12 protein-coding genes are annotated in these 17,630 nt (G+C 72.8%); 11 read left to right on the top strand and 1 reads right to left on the bottom strand.

What is annotated here, in order from left to right; genetic code table 11:
- Positions 1-44 precede the first annotated feature (44 nt).
- Positions 45-2,801 carry a type I DNA topoisomerase gene (gene topA, locus ABD194_RS01875; RefSeq protein WP_343986642.1) on the bottom strand — a complete coding sequence of 919 codons (2,757 nt, stop codon included), beginning with the start codon at positions 2,799-2,801 and terminating at the stop codon, positions 45-47.
- 258 nt (positions 2,802-3,059) lie between these two features.
- On the opposite strand from topA, the gene ABD194_RS01870 reads away from it, so the two are divergent.
- The 11 genes from ABD194_RS01870 (at position 3,060) to ABD194_RS01820 (ending at position 17,544) form a co-directional block, all read left to right on the top strand.
- Positions 3,060-3,839 carry a dioxygenase family protein gene (locus tag ABD194_RS01870; RefSeq protein WP_343986639.1) on the top strand — a complete coding sequence of 260 codons (780 nt, stop codon included), beginning with the start codon at positions 3,060-3,062 and terminating at the stop codon, positions 3,837-3,839.
- A gap of 380 nt (positions 3,840-4,219) precedes the next feature.
- A complete protein-coding gene (locus ABD194_RS01865; RefSeq protein WP_343986636.1) occupies positions 4,220-5,482 on the top strand; it encodes a toxic anion resistance protein in 1,263 nt (420 codons plus the stop codon).
- A 143-nt stretch (positions 5,483-5,625) separates the two neighbouring features.
- Positions 5,626-6,270 (top strand): hypothetical protein, encoded by a 645-nt coding sequence (locus tag ABD194_RS01860; protein ID WP_343986633.1) that lies wholly within the window; start codon positions 5,626-5,628, stop codon positions 6,268-6,270.
- 17 nt (positions 6,271-6,287) lie between these two features.
- Positions 6,288-7,904, top strand: a complete 1,617-nt coding sequence (locus ABD194_RS01855; protein WP_343986630.1) for an AAA family ATPase — start codon at positions 6,288-6,290, stop codon at positions 7,902-7,904.
- The gene (locus ABD194_RS01850; protein WP_343986627.1) at positions 7,901-9,235 is read left to right on the top strand and encodes a hypothetical protein; all 1,335 of its coding nucleotides are present in this window, start codon (positions 7,901-7,903) and stop codon (positions 9,233-9,235) included. Before ABD194_RS01855 ends, ABD194_RS01850 begins: the two co-directional genes overlap by 4 nt.
- Positions 9,232-10,221 (top strand): glutamate ABC transporter substrate-binding protein, encoded by a 990-nt coding sequence (locus ABD194_RS01845; RefSeq protein ID WP_343986625.1) that lies wholly within the window; start codon positions 9,232-9,234, stop codon positions 10,219-10,221. The genes ABD194_RS01850 and ABD194_RS01845 overlap by 4 nt, the downstream gene beginning before the upstream one ends.
- Positions 10,218-11,456: a hypothetical protein gene (locus ABD194_RS01840; protein WP_343986623.1), complete on the top strand. Its 1,239-nt coding sequence runs from the start codon at positions 10,218-10,220 to the stop codon at positions 11,454-11,456. The genes ABD194_RS01845 and ABD194_RS01840 overlap by 4 nt, the downstream gene beginning before the upstream one ends.
- Complete coding sequence (locus tag ABD194_RS01835; protein WP_343986622.1) at positions 11,453-13,927, top strand: serine/threonine-protein kinase; 2,475 nt, start codon at positions 11,453-11,455, stop codon at positions 13,925-13,927. Before ABD194_RS01840 ends, ABD194_RS01835 begins: the two co-directional genes overlap by 4 nt.
- Positions 13,924-15,318 (top strand): PP2C family protein-serine/threonine phosphatase, encoded by a 1,395-nt coding sequence (locus tag ABD194_RS01830; RefSeq protein ID WP_343986618.1) that lies wholly within the window; start codon positions 13,924-13,926, stop codon positions 15,316-15,318. Before ABD194_RS01835 ends, ABD194_RS01830 begins: the two co-directional genes overlap by 4 nt.
- Positions 15,311-16,600: a VWA domain-containing protein gene (locus tag ABD194_RS01825; protein ID WP_343986615.1), complete on the top strand. Its 1,290-nt coding sequence runs from the start codon at positions 15,311-15,313 to the stop codon at positions 16,598-16,600. The genes ABD194_RS01830 and ABD194_RS01825 overlap by 8 nt, the downstream gene beginning before the upstream one ends.
- Complete coding sequence (locus ABD194_RS01820) at positions 16,597-17,544, top strand: double zinc ribbon and FHA domain-containing protein (protein WP_343986612.1); 948 nt, start codon at positions 16,597-16,599, stop codon at positions 17,542-17,544. Before ABD194_RS01825 ends, ABD194_RS01820 begins: the two co-directional genes overlap by 4 nt.
- Positions 17,545-17,630: the final 86 nt, after the last annotated feature.

Below are 17,630 nucleotides of genomic sequence, written 5' to 3'. Positions count from 1 at the left end.
GGGATCAGCACCCGGCATACGCCACCACTCGCTGGCGCGGGCGGTCAGGCCTTCTTGGCGGCCGCCTTCTTCGTCGTGCGCTTCGCGGTCTTCTTGGCCGTCTTCTTCACGGCGCGCTTGCGCGTCGTCGGTCCCTTGGCGCGCTTCTCGGCGAGCAGCTCGTAGCCGCGCTCCGGCGTGATCGAGGCCGGGTCGTCGTCCTTGCGCAGCGTCGCGTTGGTCTCGCCGTCGGTGACGTAGGGGCCGAAGCGGCCGTCCTTGACGACGACAGCCTTGCCGCTGACCGGGTCGGCGCCGAGCTCCTTGAGCGGCGGGGCGGCAGCCGCGCGGCCGCGCTGCTTGGGCTGCGCGTAGATCGCCAGCGCCTCCTCGAGCGTGATGTCGAACAGCTGCGACTCGGAGGCCAGGGACCGCGAGTCCGTGCCCTTCTTGAGGTAGGGCCCGTAGCGGCCGTTCTGGGCCGTGATCTCGACGCCCTCGGCGTCGGTGCCGACGACGCGCGGCAGCGAGAGCAGCTTGAGCGCGTCGTCGAGCGTCAGGGTCGAGAGCTCCATGTCCTTGAAGAGCGAGGCGGTGCGCGGCTTGACCTTGGCGGCCTTGCGGCCCTTGGGCTTCTCGGCGGCGGGCTCGTCGTCCTCGATGACCTCGGTGACGTACGGCCCGTAGCGCCCGGCGCGGGCGACGATCTCGCGCCCGGTCTCGGGGTCGCGCCCGAGCACCTTGCCGTCATCGGCGGCGACCTCGAGCAGCTCGCGGGCCTTCTCGGGCGTCATCTCGTCGGGCGCCACGTCGTCGGTGATCGTCGCGCGGCGCGGCGTGCCGGAGACCTCGGCGCCGTCGGCGACCTCGCCCGTCGCGAGGTCGACCCCGGTGGGGACGACCTCCTCGACGTACGGTCCGTAGCGGCCGACCCGGACGACCATGCCGTCGCCGATCGGGATGGTCGAGATCTCCTTGGCGTCGATCTCGCCGAGGTCGTCGACGAGGGACTTCAGGCCCTCCCCGGTCGTCGCCTCCTCGCCGAAGTAGAAGCGCTTGAGCCAGTCGATGCGGCGCTCGTCGCCGTTGGCGATGCGGTCGAGGTCCTCCTCCATCGAGGCGGTGAACTCGTAGTCGACGAGGTTGCCGAAGTGCTCCTCGAGCAGCCGGGTCACCGCGAACGCGAGCCACGTGGGCACGAGCGCCTGGCCCTTGTTGAAGACGTAGCCGCGGTCCTGGATCGTGCCGATCGTCGCGGCATACGTCGACGGGCGGCCGATGCCGCGCTCCTCCATCGCCTTGACGAGCGTGGCCTCGGTGTAGCGGGCGGGCGGGCTCGTCTCGTGGCCGTCGGCCTCGGCGCGCACGACCTCGAGCGCGACCCCGGCGGACAGCTTCGGCAGTCGGCGCTCCTCGGCGGCGGCGTCGGCCTTCGCGGCCGCCTCGTCGTCGCGGCCCTCCTCGTACGCGGCGAGGAAGCCCTTGAACGTGATGACGGTGCCGCTGGCGCTGAACTCCACGGACTGCGCGCCCTCGACCGCCGTGTCGACGGCGAGCTTGACCGTGGCGGTGGAGCCCCGGGCGTCGGCCATCTGCGAGGCGACGGTGCGCTTCCAGATCAGCTCGTAGAGCGCGAACTCCTCGCCGCGCAGCGACCCGGCGACCTGGGCCGGCGAGCGGAAGCGGTCGCCGGCAGGGCGGATGGCCTCGTGGGCCTCCTGCGCGTTCTTGACCTTCTTCTCGTAGCGGCGCGGGCTGTCGGGCACGTACTCGGCGCCGTAGAGGTCACGGGCCTGGCTGCGGGCGGCGGTCGTCGCGGCGTCGGACAGCGTCGTGCTGTCGGTACGCATGTAGGTGATGTAGCCGTTCTCGTAGAGCCGCTGCGCGACGCGCATCGCGTTCTTGGACGACATCCGCAGCTTGCGCGACGCCTCCTGCTGGAGGGTGGAGGTGGTGAACGGCGCCGAAGGGCGGCGGGTGTACGGCTTCTCCTGGACGTCGGTGACGCGCGCCTGCAGGGGCAGGCAGGCCTCGGCGATGCGAGTCGCGAGCGCCTCGTCGAGGTGGACGACGCCCTTGCCGGTAAGGCGCCCGTCGTCGGCGAAGTCCCGGCCGGTCGCGACGCGGGTGCCGTCGACGGAGGACAGCCGGGCGGTGAACTGCTGGGCTGCACCCTCCGGGGTGAACTCGCCCTCGACGTCCCAGTAGGAGGAGCGGACGAACGCCATGCGCTCGCGCTCGCGTTCGACGACCATGCGGGTCGCGACGGACTGGACGCGGCCGGCGGACAGGCCCTGGCGGACCTTGCGCCACAGGACCGGGCTGACCTCGTAGCCGTAGAGGCGGTCGAGGATGCGGCGGGTCTCCTGCGCGTCGACCATCGCGGTGTCGATCTCGCGGGTGTCGTTGACGGCGCGCTGGATCGCCTCGCGGGTGATCTCGTGGAACACCATGCGCTTGACCGGGACCCGCGGCTTGAGCGCCTCGAGCAGGTGCCAGGCGATGGCCTCGCCCTCGCGGTCCTCATCAGTGGCGAGGTAGAGCTCGCTGGCGTCCTTGAGCAGCCGCTTGAGCTCGGCGACCTTCTTCTTCTTGTCCGGGTCGACGACGTAGTAGGGGTCGAAGCCGTTCTCGACGTCCACGGCGAACTTGCCGTAGGGCCCCTTCTTCATGTCGGCCGGCAGCTCCGACGGGTTGGGCAGGTCGCGGATGTGACCGACCGAGGCCTCGACCTCGAAGTCGCCGCCGAGGTAGCCGGCGATGGTCTTCGCCTTGGCGGGCGACTCGACGATGACGAGCTTGCGGCCCTTGCCTGCGGCCATGGATGCACCTTCAACTTCCCGCATCTCACGTGCAGCGGATTCGTCGCTGCCCCGACGTGGACGCGGGACCGACCGTAACAGCACGGGCCTCGCAAGCTCTCCAGGCATCCACCGAAGAGGGCGTATGCCGTCACCTCGCGGGCCGCACGCCGCTCTCCTGGGGAAGCCGGGCGGACGGCATACGTCCTCGGGAATGATGGAGCCGGAGAGGACGTTCCCGTGATAGTTTATGATTCAACGACTTCGGAAGGAACCGCCATGTCGGCACCGGTCCTCTACCTCAGCCACGGCGCGCCGCCTCTCGCGGACGACGAGCGCTGGACCGCCGAGCTGTCGGCCTGGTCCACCGAGATCGCCAAGCCCCGGGACGTGCTCATCGTCTCGGCGCACTGGGAGGACGCGCCCACGACGCTCGGCTCGACCACCGGCGCCCCGCTGACCTACGACTTCTGGGGCTTCCCGCAGAAGTACTACGACGTCACCTACGACGCGCCCGCTGCACCCACGCTCGCCGACGACGTGACGAAGCTGCTCACCTGGCCCGGCCACTCGGTCCACCGCGACGAGCCGCGCGGCCTCGACCACGGCGCCTACGTGCCCCTCAAGGAGATGTTCCCCGACGCCGACGTGCCGGTGCTGCAGATGTCGATGCCGACGCTCGACCCGCGCGGGCTCTTCGAGATCGGGCGGCGCCTGGCCCCGCTGCGCGAGCAGGGCACCCTGATCGTCGGCTCCGGCTTCACCACGCACAACCTGCGCTGGTTCAACCCGCACGCCGGGTCGGACGCCCTCCCACCCAGGGCGAGTGCCGAGTTCGACCACTGGGCGCAGGAGGCCATGCGCGCGAAGGACGTCGACAGCCTGCTCGACTTCCTCGACAAGGCCCCCGCCGCCCACGAGGCGCACCCCCGCACCGAGCACTTCGCCCCGCTCTTCGTCACCCTCGGCGCCGCCTACGAGTCCGGCGGCCTCGACAACAAGAGCGTCATCGAGGGCTTCTGGTTCGGCTTGAGCAAGCGCTCCTGGCAGTTCAGCTGACGCGGCCGACCCGGCAGACCCGGCTGACCCGACTGTCGCCCTGCACGGGAACCCGCGCGACGGGCAACCCGTTGGTCAGGTGTGGGCGGCCCACGATCGCGGCCGCGGCTCGGAATTTCCCCTGACTCCGAGCCGCGGCCGCCCCTTTTCCCGAGCTTTCCCGAGGTCGGTGCGGGGTGCCGACGGTGTGACGGAACCGGCGCCAACGCCCACCCGTCGCAGACGGACGGCACGTAGAGTGGCCGTACGCCCGACGACGGCGCCGCAGGCGTGCGTCGCGCACCCGTCGTGCCGTGCACCCGACGTGCAACGGCTTCGGGCGAGGGACTTCGGGCGCGTCTCCGACGCGACCGGCACGCGAGGGAAGGACCCGCTCCACCATGACTGACCAGCCCGCCGCCCAGCAGGCGACCGCCGCCGCCCAGGTCGCGCCCCTCGAGCCGCCGCCCGGCGAGGCCTTCGTGCTCACCGCCCCGGCACCCACCGCCCCGGTGGCCGACACGTCCGCCCCGAAGATGGCCCCGGCCGTTCCCGAAGCGGCCCTGCCCGGGCTCGAGGCCAAGGTCGACACCTACCTCGAGTCGCTGACGAAGGCGGCTGCCCGCTCCCCCGAGTGGGAGGCCAAGGCCGCCGACGTGCGCAGCATGGGCAACGACGAGGTGCGCTTCGCCGCCGAGTCGTCCAACCGCATGCTCCAGATGCCGGTCAAGGCGCTCAACGAGGGCGGTCTGTCCGGCAACTCGAAGGTCGGCAAGACCCTGCTGGACCTGCGCCGCACCGTCGAGGACCTCGACCCCGGCCAGGCCCAGGGCGCGAAGAAGTTCCTCGGCATGATCCCCTTCGGCGACCGGGTCACCGACTACTTCCGCAAGTACCAGTCGGCGCAGAGCCACCTCAACGGCATCCTGCACTCGCTGCAGTCGGGCCAGGACGAGCTCGTCAAGGACAACGTCGCGCTCAACCTCGAGAAGAAGAACCTCTGGCAGTCGATGGGCCGGCTCAACCAGTACGTCTACGTCGCCGAACGGCTCGACGCGCGCCTCGCCGCCCAGGTCGCCACCTACGAGGTCAGCGACCCCGAGCGGGCCAAGGCCCTGCGCGAGGACGTGCTCTTCTACGTCCGCCAGAAGCACCAGGACCTGCTGACCCAGCTGGCGGTGTCGATCCAGAACTACCTCGCGATCGACATCATCATCAAGAACAACATCGAGCTCATCAAGGGCGTCGACCGCGCCACCACGACGACCGTCTCGGCGCTGCGCACCGCGGTCATCGTCGCGCAGGCGCTCAACAACCAGCAGCTCGTGCTCGACCAGATCACGGCGCTCAACACGACCACCTCGGGCATCATCGAGCGCACCTCCGAGGCCCTCAAGCAGAACTCCGCCCGCATCCAGGAGCAGTCGGCGAGCTCCACGCTCTCGATCGAGTCGCTGCAGAAGGCCTTCGCCAACATCTACGAGACGATGGACACCATCGACCAGTTCAAGGTCCGGGCTCTCGACAACATGGCTGCGACGATCGGCACGCTCGAGACGGAGGTCGCCAAGTCGCGCTCCTACCTCGACCGCGTCTCCAAGCAGGACCAGCGCCGGGCCGACAACGTCGCGCCGGGGCTGCTCGACCTCGGGTCGACCCGGTAGGCCGCCGCCACGCCTGACGAGACGGGTGGATCCGTGACACGGACCGCGGACCGGTGAAGCAGGATGTGCGTGGACGACCGCCGCTCGGCGCCCGACGGCAGCGCAGCACACCAGCTCGACACACATCAGAGGGGACAGACGCAGTGGGAATCCGGTCGTGGTTCGGGTTGGACCGGCCCGAAGCGCCCGAGCCGGTGCGCTCGGGGCCGCCCACCACGGAGCAGCTCCTCGGCGCCCTCGACGCCATCGAGCAGCAGGCCAGGGACGGCAAGGTGCCCGGCGTCGTCCTCTCGCGCCTGCTCCGGGTGACGCGTGTCGTGCGCGAGACCCTCCCCCGCCTGGCCAACCTCGGCCTCGGCAGCGCGCAGGGCTACAGCGTCATGGCCACCGCCACCGACTACCTCCCCGTCGCCATCGGCAACTACCTGCGCCTGCCCCGGGACTGGGCCGACACCCGCCCCATCGCGGCCGGCAAGAGCTCGGTGATGCTCCTCGTCGACCAGCTCGACCTGCTCGGCTCGACGATGGACAAGGTCTACGACGCGGTCAACCGCGCCGACGCCGAGGCGATCATCGTGCACGGCGCGTTCCTCGAGGAGAAGTTCGGACCGGCCTCCGCCGGAGGGGTGCTGGGGCTCGGTCCCGATCCCGTACGCGTCGCCCCACCGCCTCCGCCCGGGACCTCCGAGCCCGGCCGGGTGGGCGAGCCGGGCGCATCCGGCGCCGGGGGCCCGGGAACCCCTCGGCCGCCTGCCCCGTCCCCTGCACCGTTGACGCCGCCGGAATGACGCATGGAGGGGGACGCATGACCACGGAGGAGACCCGCCTCGCCGAGAGCCTCGAGCAGCTGGCCGACGTGGCCGCCGAGGCCGGGATCGACCGCGCCTCCGCCCGCGACGAGGGGCTGCGCGTCGCCGCCGCGCTCGCCGAGGCGGTGCCAGGAGCGGCTCCGGCCTGGGCCGAGGTCGCCCACCCCGGGCTGACCGACCTCGGCCGCATCAACGAGGCCTTCTTCGACGCCGCCTCCCGCGGACGACGGTGGCGCGGCGCCCCGACCGACCTGCTCCAGGCCCTCGTCGACTCGCGGCACGACCGAGCCCTCGACTACGCCGAGGCCCTGACCGAGGTGGCCTCCTCGGCCGTCATGCTGGGCACGGCGCCGATCTGGGTCATCGCCAACGCGTCCGCCGCGTCGGGCGCCTACCTGGCCGCAGCACGGATGCCCACCTCATCGGGGATGCCGTCGCAGCCGACCTTCCCCCAGCCGTCGTTCCCGGTGCCGGCCTTCCCGGTGCCGACCTTCCCGGGCACCGAGCCCGGCGCCGAACGCCGGCTCCAGGGCGGCATACCGGGTCTGGGACTCGGGACGCCCGACACCATGCGACCCACGGTCCCCGGCCCGATGGACCCGTCCGCAGCCACGCCGGCGACGGCGCAGCCGGCCGCCCAGCCCGCCACCGAGCCGGAGCTGCCGGCCGAGCCGGAGAGGTCGGTCGAGGAGCTGCTCGCCGAGCTCGACGACATGATCGGGCTCGATCGCGTCAAGAAGGAGATCCACCGGCAGGTGGCCCTGCTCACCGTCGAGAAGCTGCGCACCGAGGCCGGGCTCAAGGCCCCCAAGATGAGCCGCCACCTGATCTTCGTCGGCAACCCCGGCACCGGCAAGACGACGGTCGCCCGCCTCGTCGGCGGCATCTACAAGGCCCTGGGGCTGCTGCCGAAGGGCCAGCTCGTCGAGGTCGACCGCAGCGAGCTCGTCGCCGGCTACGTCGGGCAGACGGCGATGAAGACCGCCGAGGTCTGCGCCAAGGCGACCGGCGGGGTGCTCTTCATCGACGAGGCCTACGCCCTGACCGGCGACCAGTACGCCGAGGAGGCGGTCAACACCCTCGTCAAGGAGATGGAGGACCACCGCGAGGACCTCGTCGTCATCGTGGCCGGCTACCCGGACCCGATGGTGCGCTTCATCGCCCAGAACCCGGGCCTCGCCAGCCGGTTCACCACGGCCATCGAGTTCGACGACTACTCCGACGACGAGCTGCTCGCCATCCTGGACTCCATCGCGACGGGCAGCGACTACGAGCTCACCGACGAGGCTCGCCGGCGGGTGCGCCACCTGCTCGAGGCGACGCCGCGCGGCCCGTCCTTCGGCAACGGCCGCTTCGCGCGCAACCTCTTCGAGCAGGCCGTCGGCAGCCACGCCTGGCGCCTGCGGGACGCGAAGGAGCCGACTCGCGACGAGCTGCGTCTACTCACCGCAGACGACCTCATCGAGCAGCTGGACGTCCGGGACGACCCCGACCAGACCGGCGCGGATCCGGCAGCTCTCGGGGCAGAACCTGATGGCGAGGCCGCACCGGGTGAGGCAGTCTCGGAGCAGCAGCACCACACCAGCGCGACAGAGCCCGAGGACACCGCATGAGCGCACCGACGACGAACATCCCGGTCGCCATCCCGGCGCGCTCGTCGTCGGGCGCGCCCTCCGCGTCCGGGGGCCGATCGACGCGCACCATCGCGGGGAGCATCCCCGGTGCCCGCAGCCTCGCCGACCGGCTCCTGCACGGCACGCCCGGGCGGATGCGCCTCTTCGGACTGCTCGGCGTCATCGCCGCCGTGCTGCTCGGTGCGGTCAGCGCCAATGCCCTCGTCGCCTCGCAGGCCGCGGTCGAGCGCGCGGCCAACAACACCGCCCAGGTCGTGCGCGCCCAGTCGATCCACGTCGACCTGCTCCGCGCCGACGCGCTCGCGACCAACGCCTTCCTCGTCGGCGGCCTGGAGTCCCCCGATTCCCGGGCCAAGTACGAGGCCGCGATGGCCCGGGTGGCCTCCGGCATCGCGGAGGCCGCAGCCGCCCAGCCGGCCGACGGCACGGTGCTCGGCGCGCTGGGCGAGAAGGTCCAGACCTATGCAGCGCTCGTCGAGCAGGCCCGCGCCAACAACCGGCTCGGCCTGCCGGTGGGCGCGCAGTACCTGACGCAGGCCAGCGCCGGACTGCGCTCCGACGCGATCCCGATCGTGGAGCAGGTCGTCAAGGTCAACGAGGACCGGTCGAGCAAGGAGTTCGACCGCAGCAACTCCACGCTGCAGCTGCTCGTGGGCGTCGTCGCGCTGCTGGGGCTGGTGGCCCTGGCGGTCTGGCTGGCCAGGCGCACCCACCGCTACCTCAACCCCTCGCTCACCGGCGCGATCGCCCTGCTGCTCGTGGCGCTCTTCGTCGCGGCGACCCAGATCAGCGCCATCGCCTCGGCCACGAGCCAGGTCTCCAGTGGGTCCTACCAGCAGGCCGTCGCACTGGCCGACGTCACGACCGCGGCCAACGACGCCCGCGCCAACGAGAGCCTGACGCTGATCCGCCGCGGTTCGGGCGCCGACAACCAGAAGGCCTGGGTCGCCGACGCCAAGACCGTCGAGGACACCCTCGCCGGGGTCCGCGACAGCTCGGACCTGCAGCAGCTGTGGCGCGGCTACTCCGACGCCCACACGAAGGTGCGCACGCTCGACGACGGCGGTCGGTGGGACGAGGCGGTTCGCCTCTCGACCAGCATCGCCGACGGGGGCGCCGCCAAGACGTTCGACGACTTCGACGTCGCCGTGACGCAGGCGCGCGACCAGGCGGCCAAGGACACGGTGACCACCCTGCAGGACCTCCACGGGAGCGTCGCGCTCATCGCGGTCCTCATCGCCCTGGCCGGGCTGGTCGCGTCGTGGCTGATCGTGCGCGGCATCAGCCAGCGCCTGGAGGAGTACCGATGAGCACGCTCACCTCGACGCTGCGTCGCCGCCTCTCCGCGCTCGTGGCCGTCGCCGCCCTCGGTGCCCTCGCCGGGTGCTCGGGGGTGACGTATGCCCAGACGCCCCTGCCGCCTGCCGCCCCGTCCGCGCCGTCGAGCAGCGCGCCCCCCGCACCGGCACAGACGTGCAACAACGCCACGCAGTCGTACGCCCCGCTGCCCACCCTGCCGAGCCGTGGCGAGATCACCGACCCGACGATGCGCGACCGCATCCTCAAGCGGGGCTTCCTCGTCGTCGGGGTCTCGGCAGACACCTACCTCTTCGGTGCCCGCGACCCCTTCACCGGCGGCATCACCGGCTTCGACATCGACATCGCCCGCGCGGTCGCCCAGGCCATCTTCGGCGACCCGGACAAGGTGCAGCTGCGCGTCATCACCGCCGGTGAGCGACTGCCCCTGCTGCAGTCGCGCCAGGTCGACATGGTGGCCCGCAACATGTCGATGACCTGCGACCGGTGGCAGAAGATCGCCTTCTCCGCCGAGTACTACCGCTCCGGCCAGAAGGTCCTCGTCAGCAAGGCCCTGCCCAGGGCGAAGGACCTCGCGCTGACCGACCTCAAGGGCCGAAAGGTCTGTGCGCCGGCCGGCACGACCTCCCTGACCAAGCTCGAGCAGGTCAAGGGGCCCGAAGCGGTCCCGGCCGCGACGCACACCGCCTGCCTCGTCCTGCTCCAGCAGGGCAAGGTCGACGCCATCACCGGGGACGACACCGTGCTCGCCGGCCTCGCCGCGCAGGACCCCAACACCGTCGTCACGAGCGCCAAGGCGGTCACCGTCGAGCCCTACGGCCTCGGCCTCAACAAGGCGGACGTCTACCTCGCCCGCTACGTCAACCGGGTCATCGCCGACCTCGAGGCCGACGGCCGGTGGAAGAAGGTCTACGACCGCTGGCTCGCCGGACCGCTCGGGCCGGCGCCCGCTCCCCCGACCCCGGTCTACGGGCGATGAGCGCAGTGCCGCAGGGCCTCCCCGACGCCGGCACCGCCGCTCCCACCGCGCCCGGGCGCCTCGGCGTGCCCGTCCAGGCCGAGGAGGCCCAGACGTACCTCTTCGCCCTGCGCGAGTGGGTCGCCCAGCGCCGGGCGGACCTCGGCGAGGTCGACCGGGCGGTGCTCAAGCTGTCGCCCGCCGAGCAGGTCGCGATCACCAACGACCTCACCGTCGCGCTGACCTTCTGGAAGGCCGTCAGCGACCGGCTGACGCTGCTCGAGACGACCTTCGACGGCGGCCGCGTCGGTCCGGTCGAGGCCGAGCGGCTCTCGACCCTCATCCACGGGCGGCTCGACTCCAACACGAGCGAGCACCTGTCGCTGCCCTCGAGCGGGTCCCTGGCCGTGAGCCTGCCGGAGGCCTGCCGCCTGCTCGACTCGCTGACCCGCACCCTGCAGGCTCGCGCCTCGCTGGCCCCCGGCGCCGCCGAGGCGACCCAGCGCATCACCATCGTGCGGGCCGGGCTCGAGCGCACCCGCGACCAGGTCCCGCTCGTGCCGGCCGGCCCGCAGCGCGACGCGGCCAGCGAGAAGCTCACCCGGCTCGACCGCCGCATGGAGGACCTCCTCGAGCGGGCCCGCCGAGGCGCCGACGTCGGGGGCATCATCGGCCCCCTCGAGATCGACGTGGCCGTGCTCGAGCGCGACCTCATCGTCGCGGCCGCCGAGCGGGCCAGCGCGGCCCGCAGCCGGTTGCGCACCGAGCAGCAGGTCGAGGAGCTCGACGCCCGCGCCGCCGCGATCCGCGCGCTCGAGCGGGCCTGTGTCGAGGCGATCACCCCGGCCCCGCACCTGGCGATCCCCAACGTGCGGGCGCTGGGACCCGTGCCCCAGGGCGCGGCCGAGCTGACGGCATACCGGGAGAAGCTCGAGCGGGTCTCGCGTGCCCTCGACCTCGCCCACGAGACGTATGCCGGGGGCCTCGCCGAGCGTGACGAGGTCGTCGGTCTGGTCGGTGCCGTGGGCGCCATGGCGGCCTCCGCGTCGCTCGCGCCGGAGGTGTCGGCCGACGTCGCCGAGCTGCGCCGCCGGCTCGACGAGGCGCTCTCGGGCAAGCCGCTGCCGATCGCCCGTGCGCGGGCCCTCGCGGCGGCCTTCCAGTCCTACGTCGACACCGCGACCCGCCCGCAGCCCGGCGCGGGGCGCGCAGCCCCGCGCGCGTCCGCGCCCCGACCCCAGAGGCCTCGCCCATGAACTGCACGCAGCCGGGCTGCACCGGCACCATCGTCGACGGCTACTGCGACCTGTGCGGGATGGCCGCCGGCTCCAACCCGGTGCCGCCGACCGCCGGCGCCCCTGCCCACGCGAGCGCGACGGCCGGCTCGGGTTCCGGGGCCCTCGCGGCGTCGCCGCCGGCCGCCGGCCCCTCCATCCCCGAGGGCGGGGCGTGCCAGCAGCCCGGCTGCTCCGGGACGATCGAGGCCGGCTACTGCAACGTCTGCGGCACTCCCGCCGACCAGCTCAGCGCCACCGCGTATGCCGCCCCGAACGGGTCCGCGGGCGCGGCCGGCACAGCCGGTGCGCCGGGATCGGTGGGGGCCAACGGCGAGGCCGGCGCCCAGCCCGCCGGCGTCGGTCCCGAGATGTCCACGCGCTCCGCCGCCTCGAGCAACCTGGCCTCGGCGGCTCTGGGCTCCAAGCGAGCCCGCGAGTCGGGCTCGGTCGCGACGCGTCGCACGGGGGGCTCGCAGCGGCTGCGCGCCGCCCGCCTGGGCGGCGGCATCACCACGGTGCGACCCGCGCCCGAGATCGACGCCGAGAAGGCGCTCCTCACCAACCCGACGGTCCCCGAGAGCAAGCGCTACTGCCCGAAGTGCGGCGAGCCCGTCGGCCGCAGCCGCGACGGCAGGCCGGGACGCACCACCGGCTTCTGCCCCAAGTGCCGCCAGCCGTTCTCGTTCGACCCCAAGCTCAAGGCGGGCGACCTCGTCGCGGGCCAGTACGAGGTGGCCGGGTGCCTCGCGCACGGCGGCCTCGGCTGGATCTACCTCGCTCGCGACAAGAACGTCTCCGACCGGTGGGTGGTGCTCAAGGGCCTGCTCAACTCGGCCGACCCCGACGCCCTCGCCGCGGCCATCGCCGAGCAGCGGTTCCTCGCACAGGTGTCGCACCCGAGCATCGTCGAGATCTACAACTTCGTCACCCACGACGACGCCGGCTACATCGTCATGGAGTACGTCGGCGGCACGTCCCTGAAGTCGATCCTCAAGCAGCGGATGCAGGCCGCCGGCAAGTACGACCCGCTGCCCGTCGACCAGGCCCTCGCCTACCTCCTCGAGATCCTTCCGGCCTTCCAGTACCTCCACGACCTCGGGCTCGTCTTCTGCGACTTCAAGCCCGACAACGTCATCCAGGTCGGCGACGAGGTCAAGCTCATCGACCTCGGTGGGGTGCGCCGCGCCGACGACGAGGACTCCGCGATCTTCGGCACCGTCGGCTACCAGGCCCCCGAGGTGGCCGAGCTCGGCGTCTCGCCCGCGTCCGACATCTACACGATCGGGCGCACCCTCGTCGTGCTCACGATGGAGTTCCGCGGCTACCAGACGACCTACCTCAACACCCTCCCCGCGCAGGACACCGTGCCGGTCTTCCAGCGCTACGACTCCTTCTACCGGCTCGTGGCCAAGGCGTGCGCCCCCAACCGCGACGACCGCTTCGTGTCCGCCGACGAGCTGCGCTCCCAGATGGTCGGGGTGCTGCGCGAGGTCGTGGCCCTCGACCGGGGCGCGGGTGCCGCGACCTCCACGGTCAGCTCGCTGCTCTTCGACGTGCCCACGCCGGGCGTCGCACCCGACGACTGGCGCAACCTGCCGGTGCTGCGGCGCGACCCGCACGACCCGCAGACCGGCTGGCTCACCACGGTCGCCGGCACCCCGGAGGAGCGGCTTGCGACCCTCGAGCGGTCGGCCGTGCGCACCACCGAGGTGCTCCTCGAACTGGCCCGCACGGCCCTCGACGCCGGCCGGCGCAACGTGGCCGAGGCGACCGCCGGCGAACTGCTCACCTCCGACCCGTGGGAGTGGCGCGCCGTGTGGATCCAGGGCCTGGCCGCCCTCGAGCGCGGCGACTCGCGGGCCGCGCAGGCGGCCTTCAACGCCGTCTACGGGCAGGTGCCCGGCGAGCTGGCCCCCAAGCTCGCGCTCGCCCAGGCCTCCGAGCAGGCCGGCGACGACGCGGTGGCCGAGAACCTCTACGTCGCGTGCGCGCGCACCGACGCGACGTACGTCCCGATGGCTGCCTTCGGCCTGGCCCGCATCCGGGCGGCGCGGTCCGACGTCGACGGTGCGGTGGCGGCATACCGGCTCGTGCCGGTGCAGTCGAGCGCGTACCGCACCGCGCGCGCCGGTCTCGCCGAGCTGCTGGCGCGGGCCAACCGCGGGCTGCCCGACCTGGCCGAGGCGCTGCGCACCCTCGACGACACGTCCCTGTCGGCGCGGCGGCGCGCCGAGCTCACCACGCTGATCTACCGTGAGGCGCTCGCGACCGTGGAGAAGAGTGGCAACAAGGCCGACATCCGCGTCGGCGAGCACAGGGGCACGCCCAACGGCCTGCGGCTCGGGCTCGAGGATGCCCTGCGCGAGCTCGCCAAGCGCACCCCCGAACTGTCCGCACGCGTTCCCCTCGTCGACGAGGCCAACGCCATCCGACCCTGGAGCCTCTGGTGACCGACTTCCCGACGGCGGGAGCGCCCCATCCCCCTCCCGTCTCCACCGACGAGCGCCAGCAGGGCCACGGGGGCGACGAGCTCCCGTCCCGCCAGTGCCCGGCCTGCGGCACCCCGAACCCTGCGGACTCGAGCTTCTGCGAGGCGTGCGGGGCCGATCTCGTCGTCACGGCACGCGCCTCCGCGGGTGCTGACACGGGGGCGACGGAAGCGACGGGACCCGCAGGTTCCGTCGACGGTCCGGTGATGCCCTCGGCCGCGCCACAGACGGCCCCCGCCGGCGAGGAGTCGCCGCTCGACGTGGGGTGGACCGGCGCCGTCCCGGTGGCGCCCGAGGCGGCGGCCGACGAGCTCACGTGCCACGCCTGCGGCCAGGGCCGCATCGTCGACGGCTACTGCGACCACTGCGGCACCCCGCCGCCGAACCCGCGCGACCACTTCGTCGAGTCGCCCGCTCCGTGGGTCGGCGGCGTCTGCGACATCGGCCGCCGCCACACCCGCAACGAGGACGCCATGTCGCTCAGCGCGACCGACGCGCCCGGGTCCCGGGCCGTGCTCGTCGTCTGCGACGGCGTCTCCATGGCCTCCGACTCGCACATCGCCTCGCTCGCGGCGGCCACGGAGGCACGAGCGGTGCTGGACCAGCCGTTCCCGCGTGGCGTCGGCACCCCGGACGCGTGGGCCGCCACCGCCGGGCGGGCCCTGACGATCGCGGTGGCGCGGGCCAACGAGGCCGTCATCGCCGCCGTGGTCGAGGACGTGCCCAACCCGCCGTCGTGCACCTTCGCGGCGGCCGTCGTCGAGGACGGCGTCGTCGTCGCGGGCAACGTCGGGGACAGCCGCGTCTACTGGTTGCCCGACTCCGACCAGGAGCCGGCGGTCCAGCTCGGGCGTGACGACTCGTTCGCGCAGGAGCAGATGGTCGCCGGCGTGCCCCGCCTCGAGGCCGAGACCGGGCCGCACGCCCACTCGATCACCCGCTGGCTGGGCAAGGACGCACCCGATGACCTGACGCCGCACCTGACCACGATGACGGCGACCGCGGGATGGCTGCTGGTCTGCTCCGACGGGCTCTGGAACTACTGCTCGGAGGCGGAGGCCCTGCGGGCGCTGCTCCGCGGCGTCGCCGCCGGCACCGCCGGGACCGACCGGACCGACCGGACCGACCGGACCGACCGGACCGACTGGACCGACCGGACCGACGGGACCGACCGGACCGACCGGGCGACACCCACCGTGCTGGCGCAGGCCCTCGTCGACTTCGCCAACGAGCAGGGCGGCCGCGACAACATCACGGTTGCCCTCGCCAGACTGGCTGGACGAGGATCGACAACGACGAGCGAGCCGGCTGCGACGACGGCGCCGGTGGAAGGGGACAGGGCCGATGGCTGACTTCACCGCAGAGGTGTTCCAGAACGAGTTCCTCCCCGACGGGGGGACCGACGTGCACGCCATCGTGCGCATCACCTCGACCGGGGCCTCCGCCGCGAGCGCCTCGGGCGCGCTGGCCGACCCGGGATCGGCTGCCGAGGTCATCCTCATCGACACGTCCGGCTCGATGGGCCGCCGGGGCGTCGCCGCCGCCGGCGAGGCCGCCAAGGCCGCGCTCGCCGAGATCGTCGACGGCACCCTCTTCTCCATCGTCGCGGGCAACGGCACCGCCCAGATCGTCTACCCCTACAGCCACCAGGGCGCGCTCATCCCGATGTCGTCCCACACCCGTGGTGAGGCCAGCCGCGCCATCGAGGGACTGCGGGCCAACGGCGGCACCGCGATGGGCACCTGGCTCACGCTCGCCCGCAACATCTTCGAGACCGTGCCGCACGTGACCAAGCGCCACGCGATCCTGCTCACCGACGGCGTCAACGAGGGCGAGACGCCGCAGTCGCTGCAGGCTGCGGTCCGCAGCTGCGTCGGCGTCTTCCAGTGCGACTGCCGCGGCGTCGGTGACCAGTGGCGCGTGGACGAGGTGCGCGGCATCGCCTCGGCCCTGCTCGGCAGCGTCGACCTCATCCCGGCCCCGGAGGAGATGGCCGCCGAGTTCCAGGCGATGATGCGGGCGTCGATGTCACGTGGCGTCGCGAGCTCCGAGCTGCGGGTCTGGGTGCCGCAGGGCGCCGAGCTGCTCTTCGTCAAGCAGGTCTCCCCCACGCTCGAGGACCTCACCCCCCGGCGCACGGTCGTCAACCCGCTGACCGGCGCCTACCCGACGGGGGCCTGGTCCGACGAGACGCGCGACTACCACGTCGCCGTACGCCTCCCCGCCCGCACGCTCGGTCAGGAGCAGCTCGCGGCCCGGGTGCAGCTCTCCCTCGGCGGCGACCCCGTGGCCCAGGGCCTCGTCAAGGCCAAGTGGAGCAACGACGACTCGCTCACCACGCGCATCGACCCCGCCGTCGCCGCCTACACCGGCCAGGCCGAGCTCGCCACGACCATCCAGGAAGGGCTGGCGGCCAAGGCCGCCGGACAGGACGACGTCGCCACCGCCAAGCTCGGCCGGGCCGTGCAGCTCGCCGGCCTCACCGGCAACGACGAGATGACCACCCGCCTGAAGAAGGTCGTCGACATCGACGACGTCGACACCGGCACGGTGCGCCTCAAGAAGGGCGCCTCGAAGATCGACGAGCTGTCGCTCGACACTGCCTCGACCAAGACGAGCAGGGTGCGCCGATGAGTGCCGTCTGTCCCAATGGGCACACGTCCGAAGCCGAGGACTACTGCGACACCTGCGGCTCGCCCATCGACCTCGCTGCCCAGCCGGCCGCGAGCGCCGGCGCGCCCGTCGAGGTCGTCGGGGCGAGTGCAGCGGCCGGAACGGCCGCGGCGGCGCCGTCGTCGTCGCGTTCCTCGCTCGACCTCGGTCCTGCCGTCGAGGAGTCTGGCGGGGTCTCCGCGTCGACGCCCGCGGCTGCAACGAGCCAGCCCAGTGCGCCGACGTCGCTCGAATGCCCCAACTGCAAGACGGAGAACCCCGACGGCGCGCTGTTCTGCGAGGCCTGCGGCTACGACTTCACCACCGGTGCGATGCCGCGCGACCCCTCCGCCACGCCGGGCGACCTCGTCGACACCGAGCCGCACGAGCTCCCCGACTCCGGCGAGCTCCCGGCAGCCGGCGGCGCGGGGACGGCAGGCAGCGCCAACGGTGCAGCGACGCCGGCGGGCCAGGCGGTCGAGGGTGCAGACGGCGGCGCGTCGACGGAGCCGTTCGAGTGGCTTGCCGAGGTGTGGGTCGACCCGGACTGGTACCAGACCCAGGAGGCCGAGGACCCGTGTCCCTCGCCCGGGCTGCCGACGATCATGCCGCTGCGCCACCGCAGCGTCCTGCTCGGACGGGTGTCGACGAGCAGGAACACCCACCCGGAGATCGACCTGTCGTCCGACCCGGGCGTGAGCCGCCGCCATGCGCAGCTGACGACCGACGGCACGCGATGGTTCGTCGAGGACCTCGGCAGCTCCAACGGCACCTACGTGGGCCCCGCCTCGGGTCCGCTGCCGGCAGCGGCGATCGCGGTCGGCCCCCGCACCGAGCTGGGGGACGACGACCGGCTCTACGTCGGCGCCTGGACCCGCGTCGTCGTGCGGCGCGCCACCCCGGACGAGGTGGAGACGTACGCCTGAGCCGTGCGGGGGCCGACCCCACGGCATACGCCCTCGGACGGGGCCTTGGCGCCCTCGGGCGGTGGCGGCCGGCGCGCACGAGACCT

It is taken from the genome of Terrabacter terrae (genome assembly GCF_039529575.1).
Classification (GTDB): Bacteria; Actinomycetota; Actinomycetes; order Actinomycetales; family Dermatophilaceae; genus Terrabacter; species Terrabacter terrae.
Note: the sequence above shows the minus strand (reverse complement) of the source record. Positions and strands in the feature narration are given on the sequence as shown.

Bases quoted from the DNA above. Each gene is read 5' to 3' on its own strand.
- ABD194_RS01845 (WP_343986625.1), top strand. From the start codon at position 9,232: ATGAGCACGCTCACCTCGACGCTGCGTCGCCGCCTCTCCGCGCTCGTG.
- ABD194_RS01840 (WP_343986623.1), top strand. From the start codon at position 10,218: ATGAGCGCAGTGCCGCAGGGCCTCCCCGACGCCGGCACCGCCGCTCCC.
- ABD194_RS01820 (WP_343986612.1), top strand. From the start codon at position 16,597: ATGAGTGCCGTCTGTCCCAATGGGCACACGTCCGAAGCCGAGGACTAC.
- ABD194_RS01850 (WP_343986627.1), top strand. From the start codon at position 7,901: ATGAGCGCACCGACGACGAACATCCCGGTCGCCATCCCGGCGCGCTCG.
- topA (WP_343986642.1), bottom strand. From the start codon at position 2,801: ATGGCCGCAGGCAAGGGCCGCAAGCTCGTCATCGTCGAGTCGCCCGCC.
- ABD194_RS01855 (WP_343986630.1), top strand. From the start codon at position 6,288: ATGACCACGGAGGAGACCCGCCTCGCCGAGAGCCTCGAGCAGCTGGCC.
- ABD194_RS01865 (WP_343986636.1), top strand. From the start codon at position 4,220: ATGACTGACCAGCCCGCCGCCCAGCAGGCGACCGCCGCCGCCCAGGTC.
- ABD194_RS01835 (WP_343986622.1), top strand. From the start codon at position 11,453: ATGAACTGCACGCAGCCGGGCTGCACCGGCACCATCGTCGACGGCTAC.
- ABD194_RS01870 (WP_343986639.1), top strand. From the start codon at position 3,060: ATGTCGGCACCGGTCCTCTACCTCAGCCACGGCGCGCCGCCTCTCGCG.
- ABD194_RS01825 (WP_343986615.1), top strand. From the start codon at position 15,311: ATGGCTGACTTCACCGCAGAGGTGTTCCAGAACGAGTTCCTCCCCGAC.